The following is a 25,498-nucleotide window of genomic DNA, read 5'->3' on the forward strand; positions in this document are numbered from 1 at the left end:
TTATGCGGTTATGCTGCTATCTATTACCTGATTGTTCCAGGAAATATGCTGTACGTTTTTGTTTGTATCAAAATAAAAATCTATCCTACCTAAAAGAAGGCCTGCCCATCCCACCTGGTTGACAAGAACATTTTTGCCCTGTCTGTTGGTAAAGTTCTGAGGTTCCGGTAAGAATGTATGAGTATGGCCTCCTAAGATAATATCAATATTTTCCGTATTGGCCGCTAAAATTTTATCACTTATTTTATCAGGTTCGTCTTTGTAGTCGTAGCCGATGTGTGAAAGACAGATCACCAGATCACATTTCTGATCTTTTTTCAGGAAATTTGAATAATGCTGTGCCACATCAATCGGGTTGGTATAAACGGTTTCTCCATATTGTTTTTTGCCTACAAGGCCATCCAGCTGAATTCCCACCCCGAAAATTCCCACTTTTATTCCATTCTTGCTGAAGATCTGATAAGGAGATGTTTTTCCGTCGAGAATGGTGTTTTTAAAGTCATAATTGGAACAGATAAAAGGAAACTTCGCATTGGGAAGCACTTTTAAAAATCCATCAAGTCCATTATCGAAATCATGATTTCCCATGGTAGAGGCGTCATATTTCATCATAGACATTAATTTGAATTCCAGTTCACCTCCGAAGAAATTAAAATAAGGAGTTCCCTGGAAAATATCTCCGGAATCAAGAAGAAGAACATTGCTTTCCTGACTCCTGATCTGTTGTATTAAGCTTGCCCTTCTTGCAAAACCTCCCTGATTGGGATTTTTTGTATAGCTTGCGTCAAAAGGCTCTATTCTGCTATGTTGGTCATTGGTATGTAGAATAGTCAGTTTATTTGCAGATTTTAAATTAAGAATTTTTAATTCCTCCGCCATCATCATATTAGGAGCTAAAGCCATTGCTAAAGATCCTCCGCCTATTGCTTTTAAAAAACTTTTTCTATCCATTATTACTTCCCGATAAAATTTAAACGAACATCCGAATTCACTACCACTTCAGGTGTTTTTTTAAAATAATCGATAAATAAATCTCTCATTTTAATTCCTGTAGCAATAGATTCTCCTTTAGCAAAGAATTTCATATTGTCTCCGCCCAGCGCAAGATAGTCTGATGTGGCAATATAATAATCTTTAGCCGGATCTACTGTGTAGCCGTTAATTAAGGATTTAATTACCTGTCCGTTTTTTGTTTCAATGTATAAATGAGAAACAGGATTGTTGACCTGCGTTTTTGCATAATACTCAAAAAGCCCCTGTAAATCTGCTCCTTTCATTTTTACAATGACCACTTCATTTTCGAAAGGCATTACTTCAAATACATTTTTAAGTAAGATATCTCCTTTTCCAATTGTGGTTCGGATTCCTCCGATATTAATCAGTGCAGCGTCTACGTTTTGCTTACGATGAGTTTTGATCCATTCATTACCTCCTTCAAACGTATAGTCAGCTAAAAGATTGCCCAGATTGCTGTTATCGCCCTGTTTGGTAAGATCCACATTGGTATGTGAAATCTTCTGGTTCATTTCTTTATCCAGTTTCTGCTTATACGGTTCGATAAATTTTACAAACTCCTCATCATTTTTTAGCTCATTATTAATAGAAATATTTTTCTGGGTCTTTACATTCACAAGCTGCGGCGCAGAAGCCGTTTTGCATGCAGTAAGCGACACCAGAGCAATTCCCAGTAACAAGAATTTATTTTTCATAATCTCTTTTAGTATATGCAAATATAACTATATGTATAATAAAACATTATTATTTATTACAAATTCTTACTGTAAATTATTAAATTTGGCAAAAATAATTCTAACAGATGAGCATTTTAAAAGGAGTAGGTGTTGCATTGGTAACGCCCTTTAATGAAGATTTATCCGTTGACTTCGACAGTTTAACAAAACTGGTGGAGTACAATATTGAAAACGGAACCAATTATTTAGTTGTATTGGGAACAACGGCAGAAGCCGCAACGCTTTCTGCGGAGGAGAAGAAACAGGTAATTGAGCATATCATTAAGGTGAATAATAAACGTCTTCCTTTAGTTTTGGGAATTGGCGGTAACGATACTCTTGACGTCAAGAAACAGATTGAAGAAGCAGATCTTTCTGCATTTGAAGCCGTACTTTCAGTATCTCCCTATTATAATAAACCGAACCAGGAAGGTCTTTATCAGCATTATAAGGCATTAGCTTCCACAGGTAAAAATATTATCATTTATAATGTTCCGTCAAGAACAGGGCAAAATGTAGAAGCTGAGACTACGCTTCGTCTTGCAAAGGAATTCCCGAATTTGTTTTTGATTAAAGAAGCGGCACCGAATATCCTGCAGTATTTTGATATCCTTAGAAAGAAACCAGAAGGATTTTCTTTAGTTTCCGGAGATGATGAATATACATTGCCGGTAACATTAGCCGGTGGAGATGGTGTAATTTCTGTAATCGGGCAGGCGTATCCTAAAGAATTCTCTACGATGGTACAGCTGGCTTTCGAAGGTAAGGTAAAAGAAGCTTATGAAATCCACAACAAACTTGTAGATATTACCCGTCTGATTTTTGCTGAAGGTAACCCTTGTGGTATTAAAGTAATACTTACAGAAAAAGGAATCATCAAAAATTATCTTAGACTTCCTTTGGTAAAAGCTTCGGAAGGTCTTCATGCAAAAATTAAGGCTGAAATGGCTAAAATTTAAATAATGATTATGGATGGTTATTGGAAATGAATAATGCTTTTCCGGTAACATTTTATCATTATAGTAAGCATATTAAGGTGAAAGGTGATATACTTTCACCTTTTTTATTTCCACATCTGATGGGATAAAAATTATTCGGTAAAAATTTTTATCAACTTTGCATTTGAAAATTAGAATAAAAAACAAATTTAGAATATGAAATTAATAGAAGCGAAAGAAAAAGATATTCCTTTAATCCAGGAATTGGCAAGAAGGTCGTGGGAGAATGCTTATGCAGGAATTATTTCAGATGAACAGATCAATTATATGTTAGGAGAGATGTATTCTAAAGAAGAAATTTCAAAACATCTCGATAATCCAAATTATCATTATTATTTAATCTTTGACGAAAATAATGCTTCTTTCGAAGGCTTTATTGGTTATGAGCATGGCTATGAACCGGATACTACAAAACTGCACCGCATTTATCTGGTTCCGGAAAGTAAAGGTAAAGGATTCGGAAAAGAAGCCATTGATTTCCTCAAGAAAAAACTTTCTGAAAGCAATGACATAAGAATCATTCTCAATGTAAACAAGGAAAATAGCGCAAGAGAATTCTACGAATCCCAGGAATTTAAAGTATATAATGAGATGGTTTTGGATATTGGAAATGGCTTTGTAATGGATGATTATCAAATGGAATATCTAATTCACAAATAAATGACTTAAAATTTTGTAACTTTATCCTGTAATTCTATAACAAGTGATTTCTTTTTTTGATTCATCTTTGCTTCAGAACCAAATCACTTATACAATACATTCATATGCTTGGTTTTGAGCTGAAAAGCTTTTTATCAGTATATTTTTTTCATCCTTAGTGTTTAAATTCCTGTATTCTAAAATACAGGAGTTTTTTCGTGTATAAAATGAAATATTAAAAATATGCATCTATTTCACGTTTAATTGAAATAAATTATTATATTTACTCAATAATACTGGCTTATTTATACTAGGATGAAAATGTATGTTAAATTTGATTTCAATACCCTTTGTAAAAAGGTATTGGACGAGAAACTTAAAGAACACGGGCTGAAGTACAGGTTACTGAACTTCGGTGAGGTAGAATTCTATGAGCCTCTTACACAAGAACAGCACAATCTTTTTAAGAAAAATCTTGAAGAGTATGGTATCGAGATCATAGAAAGCCAAAAAAACGCGCTGGTACAGAAAATAAAAGATGCTATTGTAGAGCTCGTTTTTTCTGATGAAATTATACAGGTAAAAGCCTCCATCTATATTTCTGAAAAACTGAATCACAGCTATGGATATCTTTCCAATCTTTTTTCGGAAGTTGCTTATACCTCTATTGAGAATTTTATTATTTTGCAAAAGATTGAGCATGCAAAGGCTTTGATCATAAGAAACAAACAAAGTCTTACAGAAATTGCCCATAAGCTGAACTATTCCAGTGTAGCCCATTTAAGTACCCAGTTCAAAAATACAACAGGAATTACACCATCCCAGTTTCAAAAAATTATAGGAAGGCGAAGAAGAGCCCAAAGCACGGTAATAAATCCTAAAATGCAGTATGAATAAAGAATTTCTGAACGTAATTGTAGCAGATAACGATCAAAATACTTTGATTTTTTTTAAAAATATTTTGAAAGAGTTAAAAATCTCTATAAAAGTTCAATGTTTTAGTAATGGGAACAATCTTATGGAATATCTGAATAATGACGATGCGGTAGTTCCGGAACTTGTTTTTATCAATTATATGATTCCCGGAAAAGAAAGCATGGAATGTCTGGAAGATATCAGTTCGAATTCAAAATTCAATAATATGGTGACGGCTATTTTTTCTGAGCCGATTCCGGAAAGTGAAATAGAAGATATTTTTGTAAAAGGAGCTCATATTTTTATGAAAAAACCGGAGTGTTTTGAGAAGCTTAAAAAGGTACTTTCGGAAGTGATTACTATCAACTGGCAGTATCATACTTCAGGATTGAATAAAGATAATCTCATCTTGAAAGTGTGATGAATAAAGGATTTATTAATTAAATGTTAATAATTTTTAAATCGTATTTATAGCATACTATTCACAGATAAGTGAAAATTTTATAACTAATAATTAAAATAATATAAAAGGCATCTGAATTAATATTCTGACATTTGTAAAAGTAAACTCAGACACAAATTTCATTATATAGTAGAAGATACAGATGAATGGGAAGTAATTGTTTCTTAAGAACAAAATTATATAAATCACGATGTTAGTTAAACAAAATGGATTATACTAATTTTCCAATTTTAAAGCACAGAAGATCTTTAAACAAAACGGTACAATCATGAAAACTCAATAAGTAGTTGGAGATATTTTTATTCGTTTCATTCCCTCATCTCCACCGAAACACAGTTAGTTTTTATAATAAGCAAGTTGGAAAAAATAATTCATTTTGTTTTTTTATAATTTATTTTAATAGTTATGGTTTTAGCTCATTATTATATTGTTATATAAATATTTTCACACCACATCACAAAATATTAAGCCTGAACTATTAAAATAAATTTTTTTTTTGGACACACCAAAAGTAATTTCTTCTAAATAACAGTTTTATAAGGGGGCCGCAGGAAGTTTTTTCTGCGGTTTTTTTATGATATTTTACTCCACTTATTTTTCCCTTTGTAGTATCTGATATAATAGTTTTTGATGATCAGATTGTCTGGTCTTGAAAGCATAGGATCTGCTTCAAGGATTTTTTCTACCGTATTTTTTGTTGTTTTGATGATCGCCGAATCATTAATAAGATCCAGCCTTTTAAAATCTACTACACCACTTTGCTGAGTACCCAGTATATCTCCGGGACCGCGAAGCTGCATATCCACCTCAGAAACTTTAAAACCGTCGTTGGTTTCAGTCATTGTTTTAATACGCGTTCGGCTTTCTTTTGATAATTTATCGGAAGTCATCAGAATACAGTAACTCTGTTCAGCACCTCTTCCCACACGGCCTCTGAGCTGGTGAAGCTGTGATAGTCCGAACCTTTCCGAGCTTTCAATTACCATTACTGAAGCATTCGGAACATTTACTCCTACTTCAATTACCGTAGTTGCAACCATTATTTCAGCTTTTCCGGAAGCAAAATAAGCCATAGCAGCATCTTTTTCGTCCGGTTTCATTTTTCCGTGAAGCATGGTCACATTGTATTCCGAGAAATAATCCATCACATGCTCCAGGCCTTCCATAAGATTTTTATAATCTAAAGTTTCAGATTCTTCAATCAAAGGATATACGAAATAAACCTGTCTGCCTTTTTTAATTTCATCTTTACAGAAATTATATACATACAATCTGTCTTTTTCCCTGCGGTGAGCTGTAATAATAGGTTTTCTTCCCACGGGCATCTCATCAATCACGGAAACATCCAGATCAGAATAAAAACTCATAGCCAGAGTTCTTGGAATAGGAGTGGCGGTCATCACCAGAATATGGGGAGGAATCTTATTTTTAGCCCAAAGTTTAGCCCTTTGGGCAACTCCGAATCTATGCTGCTCATCAATAATGGCTAATCCCAGATTTTTAAATTTAACCTTATCTTCAAGAACAGCATGAGTTCCTACCAAAATAGAAAGTGTCCCATTTTCCAGTTCCTCATGGATAATTCTTCTTTCAGCTGCTTTGGTAGAACCTGTAAGAAGGCGGATATTGATTCCTGTCTTTTCCAATAGCTCTTTAATACCATTGTAATGTTGTTGGGCAAGAATTTCCGTCGGAGCCATCAGGCAGCTCTGAAAACCATTATCCATCGCGATAAGCATGGTAAGAAGGGCAACCATCGTTTTTCCTGACCCTACATCTCCCTGCAAAAGCCTGTTCATCTGAATCGGCCTTTTCATGTCCATTCTTATTTCCTTCAAAACCCTTTTCTGTGCATTGGTAAGCTCAAAAGGAAGATGGTTTTCATAAAAATCATTAAAATGGTCTCCGATTATCGGGAAAGGATTACCATGAGACTGTGTTTTATGATGAAGCTTCTTTAAGCCATATCCTAACTGAAAAAAGAATGATTCTTCAAACTTCAATCTGTAGTCCGCTTTATCAAAATGTTCCTGATCCTTTGGAAAGTGAACATTCAGAAAAGCGTGCTGTCTTGACATGAACCTGAATGTTTTCATCAGATATTCCGGGAAATTTTCTTCAATAAGATTGGGAATCTCTCTGCAGATATTTCTTAATGCATTCTGAAAAAATCTTTGATTTAATCCTCTTTTGGTCAGTTTTTCAGAACTCGGATAAATAGGTTGAAGACGAGTGTCTCCTTCTTTTTTTTCTTCCGCTTCAATTTCCGGATGCGGCATAGAAAACTGACGGTTGAAAACATTGATCTTTCCGAAAATATAAACTTCCCTGTTGATGGGAAGCTGTTCTTTCAGCCACTTGGAATATTGAAACCAAACCAGATCCATACTCCCTGTTTCATCATTGAATTTTGCAGATAATCTTTTGGTTTTACCCGTCTGAATTTCCTGTACCTGAGTAATTCTTCCCTTCAGCTGAATTTCCTGACTGGTCTCTTCTCTGAGCTGAGAAACAGTATAGATTTTACTTTTGTCCAGGTAACGGATAGGGTAGAAATTCAACATGTCTTCTACAGTAGATAAGCCCAACACACTTTTGATGAGTTTGGCTCTTTCCGGACCTATTCCTTTTACATATTCTATGGAGGTTTCGAGATTCATTGTCTGGTTTCAGGATGCTGTTTTTCGAATTTTATGATCCTTATTTCGGATCATAAAAATAAAGGTCCGAATTTCGGCAAAATAAAAAAGACTTCCAAAAAATTGGAAGCCTCTATAGTGATTTTTTAGCATTGAAACTGAAAATCTATGTTTCAAAGTTCTGAATTAATCTTTGATCTTAGATTTGAATTTTTTCTGGTAATCCTCCCATTGTTCTCTGGTCTTGATCTTTTTAAACAAATCTTTGGAGATCAGTTCCAGATAGGATTCCAGTTCTTTGGCAGACAATTCTCCTTGAAGAATGGTGATAGGGTTACCATGTTCATCCAGAAATACTGTACTTGGAACAGCTCCTACATTCATATATTGGGTAAACTCATGCAGCGGATTTTCCCCTTTTTTATGTTCAGTATTGGGATTTGAAAATGTTCTTCCGAAAATTTCAATACTCTTTTTTTCTTCCGCATTAAACTTTACAGGATAATAATTCTCATTTAAAATCTGAGCCAGTACAGGGTGGCCGTACGTTTTTTTATCCATGATTTTGCATGGACCACACCAGTCTGCATAGAAATCAATCAATATTTTTTTGGGACTTTCTTTTTGAGCTTTTAAAGCTTCCTCAATAGTCATCCACTTTACCTGTGCAAAACTGAAATTTAATAGAAGTAAGAGAACTATACTTAAAATTTTCTTCATATTGTGATATTTAGGTAAAAATAAGCATAATTACTTATTTTTTATTTTACATCTTGCATTAATTTTTTCACGTACGGAGATATCAAAATTAATACCACTCCGGCAATTACCGCATACAATCCCAATTGTTTATATCCATCAGTATAAGTGATTAATTCATCATAGTTGGTAGAACCTTTTTTTGCCGTAGCAAGACTGGCTCCGATTATACCGGCAACATACTGTCCGTAAGCCGAAGCAAGGAACCACATTCCCATCATCATTCCCTGAAGATTCTTGGTAGAAAGTTTTGTCATGATAGATAATCCGATAGGAGAGAGGCATAATTCTCCAAGTGTAATGATAAGCAGTGCCAGTGTGAAGAAGTTCAGTGAAGTGATTCCCTGCAGGTCTGCAAAAAGGCGTGTTGCAAATAAAACATAATATCCCAATCCCAGGAAAATAAATCCTAATCCGAATTTGATAATCGTATTGGGCTCAATTTTTCTTTTATTCAGCCAGATCCAAAGAAGCCCGATCAGTGGAGCAAGGAAGATGATAAAGAAAGCTCCTCCTGAGTTATTCACCCCATTGGGGTCTAATCCTAAAAGATCCTTATTCAGGTTTTTAGCCGCAAAAATGCTTAAAGACCCTCCACTTTGTTCATAGATTCCCCAGAATATGATTGAAAATATAATGAACACTAAAGCTGCCCAAAGTTTTTTACGCTCTGAAGCGGTTACTTTTGACATTTCATAGAATAGATAGATTAAAGTTAATGGCCCGATGGTCCACATAAAATAATCTGTATATTCTGTTTTTGCTACCATAGTCATGATGATGGGTACAAAAACCAATGACAAGATATATACTCCATATTCTTTCCATTTTGGTATTGGAGCTGATTTTTCTTCTGCTAAAGGATGTCCAGGCTGTAAACCGATAGTCCCTAATGTTCTTTGCGTAAATACAAAGTTAATTAAGCTTATCACCATTACTATTGAAGCCAATCCGAAAGCAATATGCCATCTCATTTCTTCTGCAATGATGTTGCTTAAAAATTCTCCTTTACCAATAGCAATACATAAATAACCTCCTAATAATGCCCCAAGATTAATTCCTGCATAAAAAAGTGAAAAGCCTGCATCCGCTCTTGAGTCATTAGGTTTATAAAGCTGTCCTACCATAGATGAAATATTAGGTTTGAAGAAACCTGTCCCTACTACAGTGAATGCTATTCCTAAGAAAAAGAATTTGTGGGGATCGGTAGCAAGAATTAAACTTCCTATGATCATCATCAGACCGCCCCAGAAAAGGGATTTTCGGAATCCTAAAATTTTATCGGCAAAAAGACCTCCTACGAAAGTAAAGGCGTACACGAAGGCCTGGGTGGCACCATATTGAAGGTTGGCTTCTTTTTCATGGAAATTAAGCTGAGAGATCATAAAGAAAACCAGCATTCCACGCATTCCGTAGAAACAGAAACGTTCCCACATTTCAGAGAAAAACAGGCTCCAGATTTGTCTGGGATATTTTCCTTTGAAATTTTGTATTTCATCTAAAGTTAAGCTCATAATGATATATGATTAAGTTCTAATTAAGGGTTTTTATTATCCTGATCCAGTTCAAAACGGATTCTGTCCTGGTTAATAATTTGTTTTAATTCTTCTTCTTTTGGGAGGTACAGCAGGTATTTGCTGGCAAATAAATTGTTTTTATCATTTTGAGTTGGAAAAATATGTAATAAGTCCAACTCAATTCGTGACGCAATGCGTCACATATTGGAAATACTGTGTAAAACTTCCGCATATTGGATAGATTGGTGTAATCAAACCCTTTTCCAAATTCTAAGGTAAGTTTCTGAGAAAGTTTTTTCAGCGTATACTTTCCGTATTCTGCACGTTCCTTTCCCTGCTGTTCATCTTCAATAATCAATTTTCCAATCTGCCAGTAGGTAAGCAGTAGAGTAGAGTTCGCTATCCGAAAAACTTTTTCGCGCGAATGCCTAACAATTTCCTTTACGGATTGGAATAAAGAATCTTCGGAAATTTCCATCGTACGAAAATAAAAAAAACCTCTGACTTAGCAGAGGTTTTATGATATTTTGTTGATACAATTAGTTTACACCGTGCATCATTTTCTTTAAGATAGGTGAAATTAAACCTAAAATCACAGAAGCAATACCACAAAGTACTACGAATACCATGAAGAATTCAAATAGATTGTGGATTTCGAATCCTACAAAAGTAGGGTTGTGTAATGGAAGCTGAGCTTTATCAAAAGCAGCAACCTGATCAGCTGTCAGGGTTACTTTTTTATCCAAAACATCCTGTAGATTAACTCCCATTTCTTCAGCCTTTTTGAACTTATCACCTGTTGCAGGGATAAGCGCTCCCAATGAACCTGCTAATGCATATCCTGCAGCATTAGAAATGAAGAAAACACCGTATAGTAATGAAGCAAATCTTTTTGGAGCAAGCTTACCAACCAATGATAAACCAATTGGAGAAAGACAAAGCTCACCACATGTTTGAATGAAATACAGTAACATTAACCATTTGATGGCTAATAATCCTGAGTTTCCAAGATCCTTTACATTGTGTGCAATGATAAAATAAGAAAGAGCAATCAATGCCAATCCCATCGCTTGTTTGAACGGAGATACCGGTTCTTTTCCTTTTGCTCTTAACTTGTCCCAGCATAAACTGAAAGGAACCGCTAAAAGAACTACGAAAATTCCGTTGAAGATCTGTACCATTGAAGGCGGCATATTCCATCCGAAAATGTTTCTGTCAGTCTGGTTATCTGCAATAAACGTTAATGAAGATCCTGCCTGCTCAAACGCAGCCCAGAAGAAAATAATAAAGAATGATACAATATAGATTACCCAGATTCTTTGTCTTTCTACCTTATTTTCAGCAGAAGACATAATTAAGAAGGCAAGAGCAATACCAGCTGAATAGATGAATGGGTAAATGATCCCTTTAATCAACTGTCCCATTTCTACAGAGTTGAATCCAAACTCACCTACAAGAAGGTATCTGAAAACGAAGAATAAAACAACAAATATTCCTCCGGTGATTCCTAAAGCCTGGCCAGAAAATTTAGCAGTTTGTGTTTCTCCTTCTTCGAAGTCAGCACTTGTATTGTTTTTTGGTAATCCCCCGATTGGTCTTCCCTCCGGAGTTACTACATATTTGTTTTTAAGAATAAAGAAGGTTACAGTTCCGATTACCATTGCAATAGAAGCTGCTAAGAATCCCCATTTGAAAGCAAAGATATCTCTTACCCCAGTTGTAGCATCTTTTACGTCTCCTAAGTATGGACAGATAAACTGACCTAAGAATGCCCCAATATTGATCCCCATATAGAAAATGGTAAAAGCAGAATCCAGTTTAGATTTTTCCTGCTTTGGATAAAGGCTTCCTACCATTGAGGAAATATTCGGTTTGAAGAATCCGTTACCGAAAATGATCACGAATAATGCCAGCCACATGATAAGTTTAGCACTTCCAATATCTGCTGAGAAAGTAGAGGCACTGATGAATAATAAGAACTGGCCGATAGCCATTAATGATCCTCCGATGATGATAGCGTATCTGTTTCCTATATATTTGTCAGCAATAAATCCTCCCAAAAGAGGTGTTAAATAACATAAAGCTAGAAATCCACCATAGATGATCGCTGCATCAGCTTCTTTTATTAATAAGGAATTTACCATGAAGAGCGTCAAAAGAGCTCTCATTCCATAAAAGTTGAAACGCTCCCACATTTCTGTTCCGAAAAGAACCCATAATCCTTTAGGATGCCTGGAATTCTTATTCTCTACAAATTCATCCGGTTTCGGACTCAATGCTTCAATATTATCCATTTCTATTGTTAATTTTTGTTAAGACTGACAAATATAGTTTATTTTGGGTTTTTGGCAAGGTTTTAATTTTATTTTTAAATAAAAAAGCTGCAGGACTAGTCCGCAGCTTGGTTATCGTTATAATATTGAGCAATTTAATGCCCTTTTTCTGTCATGATTTTATTCAGTCTTTTTAACATAGAAAGACCCAAAAGTGTAGCAAATATTAACAAAGCGAAGTTAACAAGGAAATAATTCGTTTTGTTTTCGTAGCTGTACCATGTACTGGCCAAAATTCCTGAAAGTTTATTTCCAACAGAGTTAGCCAGGAAAAATCCTCCCATCATCAATGCTGTAATTCTTGCAGGAGAAAGTTTAGATACAAAAGAAAGTCCCATTGGAGACAAACATAATTCCCCGATGGTAATCACTCCGTAGCTGGCCACCAGCCATAGAGGAGAGACTTTTACAGATCCATTATCTCCGGCTATCACTGCTAAAACCATCACGAGGCAGGAAAGTCCGGAAATAAATAATCCTAAAACAATCTTAGTTGGTGTTAAAGGCTCTTTGCCTTTTCTTCTCAATAGCGCCCAGAATCCTACGATAACTGGAGTCAAAGCAATAACCCAGAATGGGTTGATAGATTGGAATAATTCTGTATTGTAAAGATATACTTTGTTTTCCGGATTTTTCTCAAGAACAGCACGCTGTTCGGGGGATATGTTTTTAAAGTAAACATCTTTTCCCATTTCCTTTTTAGTTTCCCCATTATCATCTTTTTGAGAACGGAACTGATTGTCATAAACAGGAGTTTCTTTATCTTCATAACTTTTCCCTTCCACCATATAAATTCCTTCCAGTGGCTTTTCAAGAGAAGCAGGAACACTTCTGTCGGTATAATAATTCGCCCATCTTGTTAGAGCTGTGCCGTTTTGTTTGAAAACAGCCCAGAAGAACATACTGATCAGGAATACAGAAAGTAATGCCCCGATAGATGCTTTTTCATCAGGTTTAGCTTTAAAGTAAAGAGATGCATAAAAATAAATAACGGGTATACATGCGAAAATAAAGGCGTCTGTACTGTCACTTCCGAAAATATTAGCAGGAATAAACCAGCCTATTGCTCCGGCAACGATAGCAGGAACAAATACTTTGATCAGAATTTCTGAAAGCTTGGTATCTCCTTCCTGTACAGGTTTCATCTGTGCAGCATGGATATAATGCTTTCTTCCTATTGTAAAAATAACCATTCCGATAAGCATTCCTACACCCGCGGTGATGAAAGCTTCACCCCAACCGAATTTATTACGCATGAAAGCCGCAATAATGTTACAGATAAATGCCCCGATATTGATCCCCATGTAGAAGATATTATATCCGGAGTCTTTATTCGCTTTGTAAGGTTCTTCAGAATAGAGGTTTCCTAGTAATGTTGAAATAGTAGGCTTAAAGAAACCATTTCCGATGATAATTAATGCCAGAGAAGCATAAAACAAAGGCAAATCTTTAAAAACACCCATTCCTATATATCCTGCAGCCATTAAAAAACCTCCAAGATAAATAGATTTAATATATCCTAACACTCTGTCTGCCAGGAATCCTCCAATAAATGGAGTCAGATAAGTTAAGGCAATATAAGTTCCGAAAATGTCATCAGCAGTTTTATCCGGAAGTCCAAGTCCGCCTTTCATGCCCGTAGGCTCAATAACATATAGAACAAAGATTCCAAGAATCAGGTAGTACCCGAAACGCTCCCACATTTCTGTAAAAAAGAGATAGGGCAGCCCTTTAGGATGTTTAGTCTTCATATAATCAATTTTCAAATTTCCCAAAAATAGCTTTTTAATTTTAATTGATAAAATAAATAATACGCGCATAAATGATTAATGAAATAAATATAAAATTTTAAGTGTAAAGAGTGATTTATATTGCTGAATTTAACTTGTACACAGAATATAAATAGTGTAAATAACGGCTTGTACACAGAATATACAAATTAATTTCTCTGTTAAGTGATATTTGTTTTCTAGTTTCGAAGTGTCAATAGTGACATGTAATTAAAAAACATTTATTATGAAAAATTTAAAAAAGATTTCGAGAGAAAAATTAAAAAGTGTCCAAGGAGGTTTAAAAGATTTTTGTCAGCCGGGAGCTGGTGATATATGTGCACAATATGGATTGGAATGTGGCTTTTGGTATACGGTACAAAATGGACAGGTGGTTGAGTCCCATAATGCGTGTATGTAATGATGTTGACCTGAATAACAGGTTTTTAAAGAGGTACAATTAGTATCTCTTTTTCTTTATTCTCTATACTGAATACTACTTAAACTGTCATGAAAGCATTACTTTTTATCTTATTATTCATATCGAATATTTTGGCTGCACAGAATATTACTTTTATATATGAACTTATCTTTAGAACTGAAAAAAAAGATGTAAAACAAGAATATTATTATCTGGATGTTCTGGGTAAGCAATCTGTTTTTAGATCAGAAAAAGCACGTGAAGCAGACTCATTAATGCAAAAAAATGGGTATTGGCAGAGGCGTCAACCTATTTTTGAGAATATGTATTCATTCAAAAACTTAATCAGTAATACAGTTTATAAAAGTATTACACACCCCTCAATGTATGATTTATATTATATTAACATTGATGATAAACTACAATGGCAGATTCTGTCTGATACAATGAAAATTGGTGATGTGGAATGTCAGAAAGCTGTAACAGAGTATGGTGGACGCAAATGGATTGCCTGGTTTGATCATGCAAGCCCACTACAGGATGGACCTTATATATTTTATGGACTTCCGGGTTTAATTATTAAACTTTCAGACGAACAGAGGGATTTTGATTTTAACCTTATTAAAATTAAAAAGTCTGATAAAAATAATATGTTCTATTTACGAAAGGGAAAAGAAATAACCTGGGATGTTTATAAGAAATTACAAATTGACTATTACAATGATCCATTGGCTGAAATTAAAATCAGAAATATAAAAACAAAAATTGGCGATGCTAATGGAAATCCTGTTAATCTAAGTTTTAAAGAAATTACAGAAAGTATTCAGAATCAGATAAAAGGAGGTGGCAATCCTATAGAATTGGATAAAGCAGTAAAATATCCTTAACCAATTAACTATGACTTATCCTTTTAATTAATATCTTTATCAATGACACGGAATACCCGGTTCAGTATGAAAGAGCAGATCTGGAGTTCTTTATCCCGGAATTATTATCTGAAAATTAAATTATTATGAAAAGCTTATTATTTTTATTGTTGGGAACAATTATTTGTTTTTCACAAAGTAACAGATTTATATATGAAGCAACTTCTAAAAAAGATTCTACTTCTGAAAATAGAATAAGGGAAAATTTCAATCTTGAAATTATTCCCGATGGTATAGTTTATTACAATAGGCTATATTATATAAATGATTCAATATTTGCAGCTAAAAATCAATACGGATATGATGGTTATAAATTGACTTCATTTCTGATAAAAAAAAATAATGATATTTCATATCAAAACTATGAATACATAGGAGATGTAAACTTCTATAAAATTAGGGAAAAAGCAGAGCAGAACTGGAAAATTTCAGATAGTATCAAAATATTTAGAGGCTATCAGGTTCAAAAAGCGGTAACGGATTTTGGAGGAAGGAGCTGGATCGCATGGTTTACCAAAGATATCCCGATTCCTTACGGACCCTATAAATTCAATGGTTTACCCGGATTGATTATGGAATTGTATGATACAAAAAAGAATTATTACTTTAAAGTTATCAAAAGTGAGAAAATTCCTGAGGATTATAAACGGGTTTCATTAGATAATTCGATACCTAGGGCAATTCCCGTTACTCAGAAAGATTTAAATAAACTAAGGCTGGATCTTTATTCCAATCCCTTTAAATATGTCTTGAATGGAAATCTGACCATGCGCGAAGGGCAAAAATTACAGCTTGATGACGGAACAATTCTCACCAAAGAACAGCTGAAACCCGCAGAAGCCAACGAAAGAAAAAAGTTAAAAGCCTTTAATAACCCTATAGAACTGGATAAAGCGGTGAAATATCCTAAATAATAAAAATTCCTTTCAGAATTTCTGAAAGGAATTTTTTATGAGTTATAAATTTGATATTATAGATTATTCAGGATGAAATCCGTCATTTTCTGATACAGCTGAGGTCTTGTCTGTCCACCGTAAATTCCGTGGTTTTTATCAGGATAAGCCATGAAATCAAACTGCTTTTTATTTTGAATCAAAGCTTCAGAGAATTCCATAGAGTTCTGGAAGTGAACATTATCATCTGCCGTTCCGTGGATTAATAAGAATTTTCCTTTCAACAGATTTGCGTATTCCGTAGGAGAGTTTTTATCATATCCATCCGGGTTTTCCTGAGGCGTTCTCATAAATCTTTCAGTGTATACAGAGTCGTAATATCTCCAGTTGGTTACCGGTGCTACAGCAATTCCTACTTTGAAGACATCAGCTCCTTTCGTCATGGCTAAACTTGTCATATAACCACCAAAGCTCCATCCGAACATTCCGATTCTGCTTTTGTCAATATAAGATTGGTTTCCGAACCATTTGGCTGCGGTGATCTGATCTTCAATCTCATATTTTCCTAAATTCATATACGTTACTTTCTTGTATTTTGCCCCTTTATAGCCTGTTCCACGCCCGTCTACACAAGCTACAATATATCCTTTTTGAACAAGGTGATTGAACCACATTGCATTTCCGTTGTCCCATGAATTGGCAACCTGCTGAGATCCCGGTCCTGAATACTGAAACATAAATAGAGGATATTTTTTATTCGGATCAAAGTTTTTAGGCTTCATAACCCATGCGTTCATCTGGTCACCTGCCGCATTAGGAATCGTAATGAATTCTTTTTCAACAAAATTATCATTCTTTAATTTCTGTAACTGATCGTTGTTGTTCTGAAGCTCTTTCACTGCTTTTCCGTTACCGTCTTTTAAAACATAGGTATGAGGCTTAGATGCTGTAGAAGATGTTTCAATGAAATAATTATAGTTTTTGCTGAAGTTCGCAGAGTTGTTTCCTTCTGCATTAGAGATCAGCTGAGTTTTTCCGTTTTCAATATTGACTTTGGAAATCACTTTATTAATGCTTCCTTTTTCAGTAGTCTGAACATAAATTTCTTTAGACTTTGGATTAAAACCATAATAATCCGTTACCTCCCAGTTTCCTTTTGTGATCTGCTTTTTAAGCTTACCGTCTTTGTCGTACCAGTAAAGGTGGCGGTTTCCGTCTCTTTCAGAAGCCCAAAGGAAAGAATCATCCTCAAGGAATTCTAAAGTAGGACTGTCCGTATCAATCCATTTATCATCTGTTTCAGTAAATAATTTCTGAACAGATCCTGTTTTAGTATTTACCTTTAAAATATCTGAAGCGTTTTGAACTCTCTCAGAAGTAATTAAAACAATTTCATCCGGTTTTGCAGTCTGGAATACATTCGGGATGTAGTAGTTTTTGAAAGAACCTAAGTTCAGCTGCATTGTTTTCCCATTGTCAAGACGGTATAGCTGTGCTGAAACGACTGAGTTTTTTTCACCCGCTTTAGGATATTTATAACGCATTTCAGCCGGATAAAGGCTTTTTCCGTAGATAGGAATGTAGATTTCCGGAACCTGGCTTTCATCAGACTTTACAAATACAATAGCATCAGAATTTTTTGTCCATTCATATTGTCTTGCATGCCCGAATTCTTCTTCATACACCCAGTCTGCCAAACCATTCAGGATTGAATTCTTTTTACCATCAGTAGTAATCTGGGTAATTTTTCCTGAGCTAAGATCCTGATAGAAAAGATTATTGTCAGAAATAAAGGCCACTTTTGTAGCATCCGGCGAAAATGTAGGCTCCTGAACCGGTTTCCCTTCATTCAGGCTGATTACTTTTCCGGATTTTAAATCTTTTACATCAAATTTTCCCAGGAAAGAATGTCTGTAAATAGGCTGGCTTCCTGTCTGTAAAAGAATCTTAGATTCATCATCAGAAAAAATATAGCTTTCAAATTTCCCGTCCACAAGATTTCCTTCCTTCTGTGAAGTTTTATAAGAATATTTTGCAATTCCTGAAGATTCAATCACGAGATAATTTTCTCCGTTCTTCATGGAAGTGATTCCTGCAATCCCTTTTCCACGGTAATATCCTGAATATATTTTATCTAAAGTGATTTCCTGTGCTGACACATTTTGAAATACTGCCGCAACAGTAAGAGTTAAGAATAGTTTTTTCATTTCTAATAGTAATGGATTTCAAAGATAATAATTTTATTAAAATGTATAAAAAAGCTTTTCAAATGAGCTTTTTGGCAAAAAAATTGAATATCATATTATATAATCAAATCAAATATTAATTATGGAAACGAATGCATACAACCAGAAGCTGAACCGTTATGTATTAAGCGATCAGATTGTTTATACAGGTTTTTCCAGTTTTAAGGACGCTGAAGAATGTGCTCAAAAAAAAGGAGGAACATTGGCAGAAGTAGTATTCAGAGACGGAAATGATAATCCTGAAATTACTGATGAAGCAGGGTTGATAGAGAAAAAAATTCATTACTATGTGTATGCAGGCGATGAGTATAAATTTATTCATTCATCAGATCCGGGATTCAGAAAATACGCGGATGAACTGCAGAAAATAAAAGCAAGTAATGATAAAACCAGCCCTGATGAGCGATACTTTGCCAATTTTGAAATTGAAAATATAGAAGATCCGATTATTGTAATCAAAAATGATCATTTTGAATCGGTAACTTCTAGAGAGCGTTCAAAATATTTGAAACATGCCTGTGTTTATGAATTAGGGGTATCCCTGCCAAAATCTTAAAAAATCTGATCATGAGCAAGACTAAATATTCAGAAAAAGCTCAGGACAAAGTAGGAAAAGTAATGCACGAATTTAAGGAAGGAAAATTAAAGTCTTCTTCCGGAAAGAAAGTGACAAGCAGAAAACAAGCCGTAGCCATCGGTATTTCTGAAGCGAGGGAAAAAGATATGAAAGTACCATCGAAAAAAAATAAGTAATTCATCATCCGGAAAGATAAACTTTCCGGATTTTTTTTATATTCTATATTTCATGTATTTCGAATAATTGAGAGGAAGTGAGATAAAAGCAAGGCATGGAAAATCAGCTGATCTGTTTTTTTAACTGTGTTTTTTTTTATGTCTTGATGCTGTTGGGATTTATAAAATACTGTAAATGTGTATTTTGTGTTATTGATGTATATGTGATGTAGTTCACTTTGCAAGAGTTTGTTCTTTTTTGTTGCAAATTTGCACCACATCCATAACTCATTATATCTTATTTCAAAATAAAACACAAATGATGAAAAAAGACTCCTTAATGTTTTGTGGATGTTTAAAGTTTTTCTTTATCCAGTGTTTAATCGATAAACAACCTTGGGAAGCTTTTCTTTGCTGCCACAATGCAACTTACATTCTTACAAGGCTGATTATGTAAAATAATTGATATGTTTGGATTTTCAACTTTAAAATCAATATATATTCTTCTATTGATTTTACCATTTAGCATCATTGCAGGACAGTCGCAAAAAAAATCTAACCCCAATGTAATCTTTATTGTCGTTGATGACCTTAGGCCGGAACTGGGAGTTTACGGTAATTCAATTATTAAAACACCCAATATTGATAAGCTGGCAAGAAGAGGTACCACTTTCACAAATGCGTATTGCCAGGTGGCTGTTTGCGCTCCTTCCAGAGCAAGTGCTTTAACAGGCTTACGGCCGGATTCCACCAAAGTATGGGTATTGGGAGAAGAATTTCGCAAAATACATCCTGATGTGGTAACGATTCCTCAACAGTTTGAAAAATTCAATTATCATACAGTATCCATCGGAAAGATTTTTCATAATCATATGCCAGATTCTATCTCTTTCCGGGAGCCTGATCTCCGTCCTGAAGAATATGCTGTTAAAAATATGATAGACAGAGATGCCGAATCTTTTTATTTCAGCGGAGAACTTAAAACTGAGCTTGCTGCCAAAAGACTGGAAAGATTAGCCAAAGATCCTAAAAGATATGGTAACGGTTGGGCATATGGACGTTCTGTAGAAGTTGCAAACTGTCCTGATGACTCATTGTATGATGGAGCTCAGACATCACTTGCCATTCAAACGATCAACCGTATTAAAAATAAAAAGAAACCCTTCTTTCTGGCATTGGGTTATTTCAGACCGCATTTACCATTTGTAGCTCCTAAAAAGTACTGGGACCTTTATGATCCTATGGAAATACCAATGGCAGATAACCGTTTTATTCCGTTCAATGCACCAAGCATGGCCATGTATAACCAAAAAGAGATGACTGCTTGTTATGACCTTGAATATGTAAAACATCCTGCCTACTTCAGAATGCCGGAAAAAGAAGCCAGAATGCTAAAACATGGGTATTATGCTTCTGTAAGTTATGTTGATGCCTGTATTGGACGACTTGTAGATGAGCTTGAAAAACAAAAATTAATAGATAACACCATTATTGTATTATGGGGAGACCATGGCTGGAAATTAGGAGAACATAATGCATGGGGGAAACAGACTAATTATTTAAATGATACCCGTGTTCCACTTATTGTTTATGCGCCCGGAATGAAAAATCCAGGAAGTAAAAGCAATGAACTGGTAGAGATGGTAGATCTTTATCCTACCCTCTGTGATCTTGCAGGAATAGAAACTCCCTCTTATCTGCAAGGAGTAAGCTTTAAAAAACTTCTGAATGAAAATAGTGTGGAATGGAAAGGAGCTGTATTCAGTCAGTTTTTGCGGCCGGCCGGGGAAGGAATAGATCTTAATAAAAAAAATTACATGGGATATTCAATGGTGACCAAAAGCTATCATCTGATAGAGTGGTATTATTGGGATAAAGTAACCCAAAAGCCTGGAGAACTTGTGGCTCGGGAACTTTATAATCTTAGTTCAGATCCAAAAGAGAATTTCAATGTTGCAGTTTATCCGGAAAACAAAGATATCCTGGAAAAGCTTTCTGAGCAACGTAAAAAAGGATGGAAACAAGTGAAAGATAAGCTGATAACAACTAAATCTTATCAATAAAAGAAAATTTGGACCTCATGAAGAATTTCAATTTTTTAAAAATAGTATTCATTATATCGATTTGTAATTGTATAACAATAAGTGGTGGAAGTTTCCATAAAGATAATCCTAAACCTAAAAAAAGTATAAGATCCAATGTAAAGCAAACAAGACCCAATATCCTGTTTATTCCTATTGATGATTTAAGACCTGAAATGGGCTGCTATGGAAACACTGTTATAAAAACGCCTAATATGGATAAGCTTGCAGCAAAAGGAGTCGTTTTTAATAGAGCATACTGTCAGCAGGCGGTATGTAATCCTTCTAGAGCAAGCCTTCTTACAGGTTTGAGACCAGATTCTGTACGTGTATGGGATCTTCAGACAGATTTCAGGAAAAACCTGCCGGATGTAATCACTCTTCCTCAGGCATTCAAGAATAACGGTTATTATACGGTAGGGATAGGAAAAACCTTTCATAATAATTTTCCTGATGATAAGTCCTGGAATGAAGAGGTTCATGTAGCCGGATATCCTTTTGATCCGGACGCTGTGTACCAGATGGAAAAAAACAAGATGATTCAGAAGGAAAAAGAACTTGGTCTTCAAAAAATTGGAAAAGCCAGGCCTGATGCCTATGGATTTGTCTATACAAAGGCTAATTCCGTTGAAATGGCAGACGTTGATGATGATGCCTATTATGACGGAGCGCAAACCACAATGGCTATTCAAAAGCTGAAAGAATTAAAAGGAAAAGATAGGCCTTTCTTTTTTTCAGTAGGTTATTACCGTCCGCATTTACCCTTTAACGCTCCTAAAAAGTACTGGGATTTGTATAACAGAAACGATATACCGCTTGCGAAAAATCAATTCATGCCAGAAAATGCTCCGGAATTTGCCGTACATGGGGATACTGAACTGAGAGCGTATACTGATAGATCTGATCTGCCTTTACCTTCAGAAAAACCTTATGATATTGAAAAGCAGCGGGAACTTCTCCATGGATATTACGCGTCTGTTTCTTATACGGATGCTCAGATAGGAAGACTGTTAAAAGCACTTGACGAACTGGGGCTTAGTGAAAATACCATTATCGTACTGTGGGGAGATCATGGCTGGAAACTGGGAGAGCATAACAGCTGGTGTAAACAGAGCAACTATGAGATTGATACCAGAGTACCGCTTATTATCAGTGGGGCAGGAGTAAAAGCAAAAGGAAAAACAAGCGATGCTCTTACAGAATTTGTTGATATTTATCCCACTTTATGCGATATGGCGGGAATAAAAATACCTGATTATCTTCAGGGGGCCAGTATGAAACCTCTGCTTACAGATCCTGCCCGTGCATGGAAAACAGCAGCCTACAGCCAGTTTTTACTAGGGAGATTTGGAGTAAAAGCCAGAGGGGTACAAAATGTAGAAAGAATGGGATACGCCATCCGTACGGATCGTTACAGATATGTAGAATGGTTTGAATGGAATAAAGATACTGAAAAGCGAGGAGCCTATCTGGCCAGAGAACTGTATGATCATAAAAATGACCCTGATGAAAATGTGAATATCGCTGAAGAAATTTCTTCTAAAAAGCTGGTTAGCCAATTGTCATCACAGATGCAGAAGGGATGGAGGTATAGCAAGCCGAAATCATAAAAACCTGTAAATATTCAGATTAAAATGAGGTTTTCCATAATAAAAAAGATGATGATATGCATAGGTGCATTAAGTTTTTTATCTTCCTGTAATAAGAATAAAATCTTAAAACCGGAGGAAGAGAAACCGGGACACACCTGTATGAATGTGCCGAAGCGGTTAGGAGCTGCAGAGTCTTCCCATATCCGTTTTAACGGGAAAATTTCTCTGGAAGGAATGGTATTTATTCCCGGGGGTGAATTTGACATGGGAGGGGATAACAGCCAGGCTGATGCAGATGAATATCCCAAACACAGAGTAAAAGTTTATCCGTTCTATATGGATATAACCGAAGTAACAAATGAACAGTTCCGCAAATTTGTAAATGCTACAGGATATATCACAACGGCAGAACGTAAACCCGATTGGGATGAATTAAAAAAAAACCTGCCTGAGGGTACTCCGAAACCTCCGGATAGCTTGCTGGTAGCTGCTTCATTAGTATTTAAACCCACAAGTAAACCTGTAAATCTGAATGACTTCAGCCAGTGGTGGAAATGGGTAAAAGGTGCTAGCTGGAAGCATCCTCAGGGGCCGGCAAGTAATATTGAAGGAAAAGACAATTATCCCGTGGTACATGTAAGCTGGGATGATGCACAGGCATACTGTAAATGGTCAGGTAAACGCTTGCCCACAGAAGCAGAATGGGAATTTGCAGCACGGGGCGGACTAAAAAATAATATTTATCCATGGGGAAATGAACCCATCAATGCAGGAGTTCCTAAAGCGAACAGCTGGGAAGGAAAATTTCCCTACCTTAATGATAAGAAAGACGGCTATAGTACCCTTGCTCCTGTACAATCATTTAAAGCCAACGGATATGGCCTGTATGACATGGCTGGAAATGTTTGGGAATGGTGCAGCGATTTATACAATTATGATTACTATAAAAAACTGGAAGGCAGCCTCGTTCTGAATCCTCAGGGTGCAGACAGGTCTTATGACCCTCAGGAACCGTATAGTGTAAAACGCAGCCTGCGTGGAGGAAGCTTTTTATGTAATGATAGCTATTGCAGCGGATACAGAGTAGCCCGCCGCATGAAAAGCAGCCCTGATACAAGCCTTGAACACACCGGATTCAGATGTGTTCAGGATATTGCTCATTAATTCTATTGCTGATTATAGAGGATTCTGTAATATTCATCCGCCATTCTGTCACTGTTGAAATGATCTTTCACATCATTCATTGCATTGTACTGGATTTTTCTCCATTCGTCAGGACGGTCGTAATAGGTTGGGAGAATTTCATTTTCAAGAATTTCATACAATTTATTTAAATCATAATTATCCTGTTCGTAAATACTCATGTTCAGATAATCTGCTTTGGGAACTACAAAAGAGTTTTCTCCGTGCCTGGCAAATTCCGGGATCCAGCCATCATCTGTGGATAAATTTACAGATCCGTTCATGGCAGCCGTCATACCGGAAGTTCCGGAAGCTTCCCTTGGAACTCTTGGATTATTAAGCCATACATCAGAACCCTGTTTTAAAGACTTGCTTAAAGAAAGCTCATACCCTGTAAGAACAGCAATATTCTTATGGTTTTTACTTTCTTCAACCAGTGTATTGAACGTAGAAATGGCAGAATAGTCCATTGGGTAAGGTTTCCCTGCCCAGATGATCTGTACCGGATATTTTGGATTATTCAGAAGTCTGTAGAATCTTTCCTTATCATGTAAAAGAAGTTCTGCTCTCTTATAGCCTGCAAATCTTCTGGCCCATACCATCGTAAAGACATTAGGATTAAATAAATTTCCTGTCTGATCTGCAACAATACTGAACAGTTTTTTCTTCAGATATTTTTTGCGGAAATCGAAAACTGTACTGTCGTTTTCATCCTTTGCATTGTATAAAGGTTTATCAGACCAGTATTTAAATTCCTGAGCATTGGTAATAGAAGTGATCTCACAGATTCCCGGATATTTACTCCACATGGCTCTGGAAACTACACCATGAAGCTGGGAAACTCCATTGGCCATTCTGGCCATTCTTAATGCGCAGAGAGAGTGATTAAAACGGTCGTCATCAGATCCTTCAATATTTTTTACTTCTTCCATACTGTATCCGGAAAAATAGGACATATCATAGCATAATCTGAAGCTATGCTTTTCATTCCCTGCTTCCTCAGGGGTATGAGTGGTGAAAACAAGTTTTTCTTTAACTTTATTAAGATCTCCGTTATATTTTCTCAGAAGATAAAATGCTGCAGGAAGTCCATGGGCTTCATTAAGATGATACACCTCTCTTTCAATATTCATTTCATCCAGTAACTTGGCTCCTCCTTTTCCCAATAAAATATATTGAGCAAGCTTTGTAGATTCATTGGCATCATACAACTTGTGACAGATTGTTTTCGAGACATGATCATTTTCCGGAACATCTGTAGAAAGGAAAAACATGGGTGCCGTATTGAAGATTTCAGGATCAAGGTACCATACTTTTACCCAAACCGGAGCACTGTGGATTTCGATTTGGAATTTTATTCCGGTATCTTCAAGAAAACTGTACATTTTTCTCGTCCATACAGGCTGTAAAGACTGGTCGTGGTTTCTTGCCTGGTCATAATAGCCAAATTTCCACAGGATACCGATTCCAATAAGATCCTGCTTAAGGTTATAAGCACTTCTCATGTGAGATCCTGCCAGAAAGCCAAGTCCTCCGGAATATATTTTAAGTACCTGCTCAAGAGCAAATTCCATGGAGAAATAGACGGTCTTTTTTGAATATTGAGGATTGATAGTGTAGGGTATTCTGAAATTCCTGAAATCCATAAGTGTGGGTTTGTGTT

The 25,498-nt window shown here is 35.7% G+C and carries 22 protein-coding genes; 12 read left to right on the top strand and 10 right to left on the bottom strand.

Going from position 1 to position 25,498, the window contains the following annotated elements:
- Both ACODR7_RS11105 and ACODR7_RS11110 read right to left on the bottom strand, forming a co-directional pair.
- Nucleotides 1-951 carry a bifunctional metallophosphatase/5'-nucleotidase gene (locus ACODR7_RS11105; RefSeq protein WP_488839064.1) on the bottom strand — a complete coding sequence of 317 codons (951 nt, stop codon included), beginning with the start codon at nucleotides 949-951 and terminating at the stop codon, nucleotides 1-3.
- 2 nt (nucleotides 952-953) lie between these two features.
- The gene (locus ACODR7_RS11110) at nucleotides 954-1,709 is read right to left on the bottom strand and encodes a 5'-nucleotidase C-terminal domain-containing protein (protein ID WP_488839065.1); all 756 of its coding nucleotides are present in this window, start codon (nucleotides 1,707-1,709) and stop codon (nucleotides 954-956) included.
- A gap of 107 nt (nucleotides 1,710-1,816) precedes the next feature.
- Between ACODR7_RS11110 and dapA the strand changes: the two genes are divergently transcribed.
- From dapA to ACODR7_RS11130, 4 genes are all read left to right on the top strand, one after another.
- A complete protein-coding gene (gene dapA, locus ACODR7_RS11115) occupies nucleotides 1,817-2,689 on the top strand; it encodes a 4-hydroxy-tetrahydrodipicolinate synthase (RefSeq protein WP_488839066.1) in 873 nt (290 codons plus the stop codon).
- 195 nt (nucleotides 2,690-2,884) lie between these two features.
- Entirely contained in the window at nucleotides 2,885-3,388 is a 504-nt protein-coding gene (locus ACODR7_RS11120) for a GNAT family N-acetyltransferase (protein WP_488839067.1), read from the top strand.
- 294 nt (nucleotides 3,389-3,682) lie between these two features.
- Nucleotides 3,683-4,264 (top strand): helix-turn-helix domain-containing protein, encoded by a 582-nt coding sequence (locus ACODR7_RS11125; RefSeq protein WP_488839068.1) that lies wholly within the window; start codon nucleotides 3,683-3,685, stop codon nucleotides 4,262-4,264.
- On the top strand, nucleotides 4,257-4,703 hold the full coding sequence (locus ACODR7_RS11130; RefSeq protein WP_076596692.1) for a response regulator: 447 nt from the start codon (nucleotides 4,257-4,259) through the stop codon (nucleotides 4,701-4,703). The genes ACODR7_RS11125 and ACODR7_RS11130 overlap by 8 nt, the downstream gene beginning before the upstream one ends.
- 614 nt (nucleotides 4,704-5,317) lie before the next feature.
- Here the strand turns inward: ACODR7_RS11130 and recG are convergent.
- The 6 genes from recG to ACODR7_RS11160 form a co-directional block, all read right to left on the bottom strand.
- Complete coding sequence (gene recG, locus ACODR7_RS11135) at nucleotides 5,318-7,405, bottom strand: ATP-dependent DNA helicase RecG (RefSeq protein ID WP_488839069.1); 2,088 nt, start codon at nucleotides 7,403-7,405, stop codon at nucleotides 5,318-5,320.
- Nucleotides 7,406-7,570: 165 nt separating this feature from the next.
- Entirely contained in the window at nucleotides 7,571-8,104 is a 534-nt protein-coding gene (locus ACODR7_RS11140; RefSeq protein WP_488839070.1) for a thioredoxin family protein, read from the bottom strand.
- 41 nt (nucleotides 8,105-8,145) lie between these two features.
- Nucleotides 8,146-9,657, bottom strand: coding sequence for a peptide MFS transporter (locus ACODR7_RS11145; RefSeq protein ID WP_488839071.1), 1,512 nt, complete (start codon nucleotides 9,655-9,657; stop codon nucleotides 8,146-8,148).
- A gap of 85 nt (nucleotides 9,658-9,742) precedes the next feature.
- Nucleotides 9,743-10,138 (bottom strand): DUF1016 N-terminal domain-containing protein, encoded by a 396-nt coding sequence (locus ACODR7_RS11150; protein WP_488839072.1) that lies wholly within the window; start codon nucleotides 10,136-10,138, stop codon nucleotides 9,743-9,745.
- A gap of 61 nt (nucleotides 10,139-10,199) precedes the next feature.
- A complete protein-coding gene (locus tag ACODR7_RS11155) occupies nucleotides 10,200-11,954 on the bottom strand; it encodes a peptide MFS transporter (RefSeq protein ID WP_488839073.1) in 1,755 nt (584 codons plus the stop codon).
- A 134-nt stretch (nucleotides 11,955-12,088) separates the two neighbouring features.
- A complete protein-coding gene (locus ACODR7_RS11160; RefSeq protein ID WP_488839074.1) occupies nucleotides 12,089-13,744 on the bottom strand; it encodes a peptide MFS transporter in 1,656 nt (551 codons plus the stop codon).
- A 265-nt stretch (nucleotides 13,745-14,009) separates the two neighbouring features.
- On the opposite strand from ACODR7_RS11160, the gene ACODR7_RS11165 reads away from it, so the two are divergent.
- The 3 genes from ACODR7_RS11165 to ACODR7_RS11175 all read left to right on the top strand — a co-directional run bounded on the left by ACODR7_RS11165 (nucleotide 14,010) and on the right by ACODR7_RS11175 (nucleotide 16,023).
- Nucleotides 14,010-14,183, top strand: coding sequence for a bacteriocin-like protein (locus tag ACODR7_RS11165; RefSeq protein WP_488839075.1), 174 nt, complete (start codon nucleotides 14,010-14,012; stop codon nucleotides 14,181-14,183).
- 89 nt (nucleotides 14,184-14,272) lie between these two features.
- Complete coding sequence (locus ACODR7_RS11170) at nucleotides 14,273-15,070, top strand: GLPGLI family protein (RefSeq protein WP_488839076.1); 798 nt, start codon at nucleotides 14,273-14,275, stop codon at nucleotides 15,068-15,070.
- A 125-nt stretch (nucleotides 15,071-15,195) separates the two neighbouring features.
- A complete protein-coding gene (locus ACODR7_RS11175; protein ID WP_488839077.1) occupies nucleotides 15,196-16,023 on the top strand; it encodes a GLPGLI family protein in 828 nt (275 codons plus the stop codon).
- A 56-nt stretch (nucleotides 16,024-16,079) separates the two neighbouring features.
- On the opposite strand, the gene ACODR7_RS11180 is transcribed toward ACODR7_RS11175, so the two are convergent.
- A complete protein-coding gene (locus tag ACODR7_RS11180; RefSeq protein WP_488839078.1) occupies nucleotides 16,080-18,209 on the bottom strand; it encodes a S9 family peptidase in 2,130 nt (709 codons plus the stop codon).
- 121 nt (nucleotides 18,210-18,330) lie between these two features.
- On the opposite strand from ACODR7_RS11180, the gene ACODR7_RS11185 reads away from it, so the two are divergent.
- From ACODR7_RS11185 to ACODR7_RS11205, 5 genes are all read left to right on the top strand, one after another.
- Nucleotides 18,331-18,804 carry a hypothetical protein gene (locus ACODR7_RS11185; protein WP_076596701.1) on the top strand — a complete coding sequence of 158 codons (474 nt, stop codon included), beginning with the start codon at nucleotides 18,331-18,333 and terminating at the stop codon, nucleotides 18,802-18,804.
- A gap of 11 nt (nucleotides 18,805-18,815) precedes the next feature.
- A complete protein-coding gene (locus ACODR7_RS11190) occupies nucleotides 18,816-19,001 on the top strand; it encodes a DUF6496 domain-containing protein (RefSeq protein WP_488839079.1) in 186 nt (61 codons plus the stop codon).
- Between the two features lie 446 nt (nucleotides 19,002-19,447).
- Complete coding sequence (locus ACODR7_RS11195; protein ID WP_488839080.1) at nucleotides 19,448-21,043, top strand: sulfatase; 1,596 nt, start codon at nucleotides 19,448-19,450, stop codon at nucleotides 21,041-21,043.
- 17 nt (nucleotides 21,044-21,060) lie between these two features.
- Complete coding sequence (locus ACODR7_RS11200) at nucleotides 21,061-22,671, top strand: sulfatase (RefSeq protein ID WP_488839081.1); 1,611 nt, start codon at nucleotides 21,061-21,063, stop codon at nucleotides 22,669-22,671.
- 48 nt (nucleotides 22,672-22,719) lie between these two features.
- A complete protein-coding gene (locus ACODR7_RS11205) occupies nucleotides 22,720-23,817 on the top strand; it encodes a formylglycine-generating enzyme family protein (protein ID WP_488839082.1) in 1,098 nt (365 codons plus the stop codon).
- A gap of 2 nt (nucleotides 23,818-23,819) precedes the next feature.
- Here ACODR7_RS11205 and glgP read toward each other — a convergent pair whose 3' ends face one another.
- Nucleotides 23,820-25,481, bottom strand: coding sequence for an alpha-glucan family phosphorylase (gene glgP, locus ACODR7_RS11210; protein ID WP_488839083.1), 1,662 nt, complete (start codon nucleotides 25,479-25,481; stop codon nucleotides 23,820-23,822).
- Between the last annotated feature and the right edge of the window lie 17 nt (nucleotides 25,482-25,498).

Source organism: Chryseobacterium sp. FG46 (assembly GCF_057809135.1).

Excerpts from the sequence above, each read along its gene's own strand:
- ACODR7_RS11110 (WP_488839065.1), bottom strand. The coding sequence starts at position 1,709 with ATGAAAAATAAATTCTTGTTACTGGGAATTGCTCTGGTGTCGCTTACT.
- recG (WP_488839069.1), bottom strand. The coding sequence starts at position 7,405 with ATGAATCTCGAAACCTCCATAGAATATGTAAAAGGAATAGGTCCGGAA.
- ACODR7_RS11140 (WP_488839070.1), bottom strand. The coding sequence starts at position 8,104 with ATGAAGAAAATTTTAAGTATAGTTCTCTTACTTCTATTAAATTTCAGT.
- ACODR7_RS11185 (WP_076596701.1), top strand. The coding sequence starts at position 18,331 with ATGGAAACGAATGCATACAACCAGAAGCTGAACCGTTATGTATTAAGC.
- ACODR7_RS11170 (WP_488839076.1), top strand. The coding sequence starts at position 14,273 with ATGAAAGCATTACTTTTTATCTTATTATTCATATCGAATATTTTGGCT.
- ACODR7_RS11205 (WP_488839082.1), top strand. The coding sequence starts at position 22,720 with ATGATGATATGCATAGGTGCATTAAGTTTTTTATCTTCCTGTAATAAG.
- ACODR7_RS11200 (WP_488839081.1), top strand. The coding sequence starts at position 21,061 with ATGAAGAATTTCAATTTTTTAAAAATAGTATTCATTATATCGATTTGT.
- ACODR7_RS11120 (WP_488839067.1), top strand. The coding sequence starts at position 2,885 with ATGAAATTAATAGAAGCGAAAGAAAAAGATATTCCTTTAATCCAGGAA.
- glgP (WP_488839083.1), bottom strand. The coding sequence starts at position 25,481 with ATGGATTTCAGGAATTTCAGAATACCCTACACTATCAATCCTCAATAT.
- ACODR7_RS11195 (WP_488839080.1), top strand. The coding sequence starts at position 19,448 with ATGTTTGGATTTTCAACTTTAAAATCAATATATATTCTTCTATTGATT.
- ACODR7_RS11150 (WP_488839072.1), bottom strand. The coding sequence starts at position 10,138 with ATGGAAATTTCCGAAGATTCTTTATTCCAATCCGTAAAGGAAATTGTT.
- ACODR7_RS11165 (WP_488839075.1), top strand. The coding sequence starts at position 14,010 with ATGAAAAATTTAAAAAAGATTTCGAGAGAAAAATTAAAAAGTGTCCAA.
- ACODR7_RS11160 (WP_488839074.1), bottom strand. The coding sequence starts at position 13,744 with ATGAAGACTAAACATCCTAAAGGGCTGCCCTATCTCTTTTTTACAGAA.
- ACODR7_RS11175 (WP_488839077.1), top strand. The coding sequence starts at position 15,196 with ATGAAAAGCTTATTATTTTTATTGTTGGGAACAATTATTTGTTTTTCA.
- ACODR7_RS11130 (WP_076596692.1), top strand. The coding sequence starts at position 4,257 with ATGAATAAAGAATTTCTGAACGTAATTGTAGCAGATAACGATCAAAAT.
- ACODR7_RS11180 (WP_488839078.1), bottom strand. The coding sequence starts at position 18,209 with ATGAAAAAACTATTCTTAACTCTTACTGTTGCGGCAGTATTTCAAAAT.
- ACODR7_RS11145 (WP_488839071.1), bottom strand. The coding sequence starts at position 9,657 with ATGAGCTTAACTTTAGATGAAATACAAAATTTCAAAGGAAAATATCCC.
- ACODR7_RS11190 (WP_488839079.1), top strand. The coding sequence starts at position 18,816 with ATGAGCAAGACTAAATATTCAGAAAAAGCTCAGGACAAAGTAGGAAAA.
- dapA (WP_488839066.1), top strand. The coding sequence starts at position 1,817 with ATGAGCATTTTAAAAGGAGTAGGTGTTGCATTGGTAACGCCCTTTAAT.
- ACODR7_RS11105 (WP_488839064.1), bottom strand. The coding sequence starts at position 951 with ATGGATAGAAAAAGTTTTTTAAAAGCAATAGGCGGAGGATCTTTAGCA.
- ACODR7_RS11155 (WP_488839073.1), bottom strand. The coding sequence starts at position 11,954 with ATGGATAATATTGAAGCATTGAGTCCGAAACCGGATGAATTTGTAGAG.
- ACODR7_RS11125 (WP_488839068.1), top strand. The coding sequence starts at position 3,683 with ATGAAAATGTATGTTAAATTTGATTTCAATACCCTTTGTAAAAAGGTA.